The organism is Acetobacter farinalis (assembly GCF_011516935.1).
Taxonomy (GTDB): domain Bacteria; phylum Pseudomonadota; class Alphaproteobacteria; order Acetobacterales; family Acetobacteraceae; genus Acetobacter; species Acetobacter farinalis.
In genome coordinates this window covers 1-3,071 of the sequence record NZ_WOTF01000051.1, presented here as the reverse complement: position 1 = coordinate 3,071, position 3,071 = coordinate 1, and the positions used below count along the sequence as shown (strand labels likewise).

Sequence of the window (3,071 nt, the reverse complement as noted above, 5' to 3'; positions counted from 1 at the left end):
TAGTGAACCATACCCGGCCCCTTCATGCCGCCTACCTTCTGGCGGGTTCGCGTGATGGCCCGAAACGCCACCAGTTCAGACATGATTTGGCTGATTTCCTGCGGCCTTTGACCGACCTTATCCGCGATTTCGTCGCGGGTTAGCAGGATTTCTCCGGTGTCTGTCCGCAGGTGCTTGAAGCACAACGCCCAGACGCGCAGCGCGGTCAGGGGGCGCTTGGAGTGTTCAGCCAGATAGTCCACCACGATTGAGTTCTGTTCAGGGCTGAGCATGACGAAAGTCCATCTCTTGCGGCTGGCGGTTTGGCGATCGATCAGGCCGATAACAGCGCGGAACGCCTCAGCGGGCATCTGCTCCTCAAAGGGGAGCAGGGCTTGCCTCAGAATGTCCGCCTGATCTTGTCGGAGGCGTTCAGGCTTGGGTGTCAAACGGGTGATCGTTGCAGCCATGTGGAGAACCCTTGTATTGGTGCCTATTAGGTCGCACAGTGAGCGAACCAGTAGTCGCACAGTGAGCGACTTAATAGCAAGGCCATTTTTGGCAGTTTCCCGGCGAAAATGCTCATTTTTGGGTGAAGTTATCCACGCCAGATAGAAATAGATAAGATTCTCTTCCCCTGTAGTCCCCTTCTCAATCGGTGGAAAACTGCCCTTTTTCCTATCGTGACAGGTCACGGAAGTGGGCAATTCCGTATTGCTCAGGAAGGGGGAGGGGCTGGCTAGTGGGTACGCCACCCACGGGTCTTTCCGTCAGCTCCACGAATCAGACACCAGCGGCCCCCCTTGTCGTCAGGTTCGGCAGTGAACCCCTCGACAGAGCAGGAGGCGAGGGACTGCAAGGAACCCGCATCATCAAGCCGTTTCCCAGCTATCCCGCTTCTGGTGTTGGCCCATGAAGCGGCTGCATTGGCGTCTAGGGCTGCTTCCCGGCCAACGTCATGTCCGGTGGCCCAACCGTCATGATGCCCCAGCCAGTAACCCGCTATCCACCCACCAGCGACCAGTAGAGCCGCGCAGAGGGCTGTCCAGATCATGAGGCGGGGTTTCGACACTGCAAACGCTTCGGACGCTTCTATGGCTGTCTGAGAGGCTTTTTCGGCTGCGTCCTTGATCGTCACGCATTGGTTTTTTTGCTCTTGGGCCAGCTTCTCCATTTTGGTGCTGGCAGCGGTGAGGTTCCGTTCTAGCTGCTGGAATAGGGCGAACGGGTCTTGCACGTCCTCCATGTCAGTGCTGCTCATCATTGCCCCCTTGTTCGGTCAGAGAGAGGGCTGGGAGGCGAGAAAACGTCTCAAAGGCTCGTTTGTCTGCTGGACGCTCTAGCCGCTTCAAAAGGGCTTCAATGGTTCGCACGCCACGTTCGTCAGTTTCGGCCAGTTTTACCAAAGCACCCCCCAGAATGTAGTTCTGACGATCTCGCAGTTTTCCTTCTGCTTTAGCTGCTGACTTCTGGGCCTCTCTGATACGCTTTTTTTGTTCAGCAATGATCTTTTTGGCGTTCTCAATTTCTTTTGAAATATCGCTCATAACAGCCTCGTGGTGTGTGGTATCCTTGCCAACAGAATACCATATTTCCCTTGATGCCGTGAGATATTAAGGGCGCATTTACGACTTGCCCAAAGGCAAGTCATGCGGCAGGGTGGGAATCCCCCCTGCACCCCCGTTTAACGCCAAAGGAAAAAAGGTCAGTTCGAGCCGTGGCAATTTATCTCGCATCAACGAAACCAATAAGCCGAAGCGCGGGCCGTAGTGTTGTGGCTGCTTCTGCCTATCGGTCTGGCGAGGATTTGACCAACGAACTTGACGGACATCAGCACGATTACACCCCACGGCAAAACAGCGTTGCACATAAGCAAGTTTTCATTCCGGGGGGTGGAACTGCCAGCCGGTCAGAATTGTGGAATGATGCCGAGCGGGCAGAGAAACGGAAGGACGCCCGCACCGGCAGGGAATGGGTTGTGGCCCTTCCGCACGAACTCACCAGCGACCAGCGCGCGGAGCTGGCCGACAGCTTTGCGCGTGAGCTGGTGGAGCGTTACGGGGTGGCCGTGGACGTGGCGGTGCATCTGCCGGGTGCTGAAGGTGACGACCGGAACCACCATGCCCACGTCCTGACCACCACGCGCACGGTGGAGCGTGGGGCAGACGGCAAGCTGGTATTTGGCGACAAGGCCACCATCGAACTGTCCGACAAGAAGCGGGCTAGCATGGGGCTGGGCAAGTCGGCCGACGATGTGACCGAGATCCGCCAGCTATGGGCGACCCTTGCCAACAATGCCCTTGAGAGGGCCGGGCAAGAGGCCCGCATAGACCACCGCAGCAACGCAGAGCAGGGGCTTGACCGTGTGCCAGAGCGCCACATGGGCCAGAATGTGGTGGCCTTGGAGCGCAAGGGGCGCAGGACGCCAACAGGCAACCACAATCGCCAGGTGAGAGCGGAGAACGCACAACGGGCCGAGGTGATAGACTTTGCCCTGGCGAAGATGGAGCGGGCCATAAAGGTCATGCGTGAAGGGCTGGACAAGGTGGCCGGGGCACTCGACCGGCTGGCTCCTGCACTCCAGCAGAGGCGCCAGCAGGCCGAGGAAAAGGCCAACCGCTGGCTGATGTTTGCCAAGGGGGTAGGAGCCGGGGCCACGAAGAAGGCCGAGGCCGACCGGCTGCAACGCGAGCAGGAGCAGCGCATAGCCGCCGAGAAAGAGCGTCAGCGGGCTATCGAGAAGGCCCGCGAGGAAGCGGCTCACAAGGAACGCTTGCGGGCCTTGGGTGCCCAGAGGGGCCGAGAGAGTAGCCGGGGGCGTGGGCGTTAAGGATTCGTTCTACCGGGAACGAATCCTTAAAAATCCTTAACAGCCCTTCGACAAACCGCCTTCCATCAGCATCAACAGCGGGGGCGCTTCTTCCTGCGCTACATCCCGTTCAGAGCCGCTCAGATGCGTGGCTACGTTGGGGTTCATGAAGTAGTGAACCATACCCGGCCCCTTCATGCCGCCTACCTTCTGGCGGGTTCGCGTGATGGCCCGAAACGCCACCAGTTCAGACATGATTTGGCTGATTTCCTGCGGCCTTTGA

The 3,071-nt window shown here is 58.5% G+C and carries 4 protein-coding genes and 1 pseudogene; 1 reads left to right on the top strand and 4 read right to left on the bottom strand.

The genetic code is table 11. The annotated features are described in order from the left end of the window. From GOB82_RS13060 to GOB82_RS13050, 3 genes are all read right to left on the bottom strand, one after another. On the bottom strand, window positions 1-674 hold a 674-nt coding region (locus GOB82_RS13060), incomplete at its 3' end, for a hypothetical protein (RefSeq protein ID WP_166123751.1). Between the two features lie 44 nt (window positions 675-718). Beyond that, complete coding sequence (locus GOB82_RS13055; protein ID WP_166123749.1) at window positions 719-1,117, bottom strand: replication protein; 399 nt, start codon at window positions 1,115-1,117, stop codon at window positions 719-721. Window positions 1,118-1,226: 109 nt separating this feature from the next. Next, window positions 1,227-1,526, bottom strand: a complete 300-nt coding sequence (locus GOB82_RS13050; RefSeq protein WP_166123747.1) for a mobilization protein — start codon at window positions 1,524-1,526, stop codon at window positions 1,227-1,229. A gap of 170 nt (window positions 1,527-1,696) precedes the next feature. On the opposite strand from GOB82_RS13050, the gene mobQ reads away from it, so the two are divergent. After that, the gene (mobQ, locus tag GOB82_RS13045; protein ID WP_166123745.1) at window positions 1,697-2,809 is read left to right on the top strand and encodes a MobQ family relaxase; all 1,113 of its coding nucleotides are present in this window, start codon (window positions 1,697-1,699) and stop codon (window positions 2,807-2,809) included. A 36-nt stretch (window positions 2,810-2,845) separates the two neighbouring features. On the opposite strand, the pseudogene GOB82_RS13040 reads toward mobQ, so the two are convergent. Beyond that, window positions 2,846-3,071 (bottom strand): annotated as a pseudogene (locus tag GOB82_RS13040) (hypothetical protein); the annotation flags it as partial.

Bases quoted from the DNA above. Each gene is read 5' to 3' on its own strand.
- GOB82_RS13050 (WP_166123747.1), bottom strand. From the start codon at position 1,526: ATGAGCGATATTTCAAAAGAAATTGAGAACGCCAAAAAGATCATTGCT.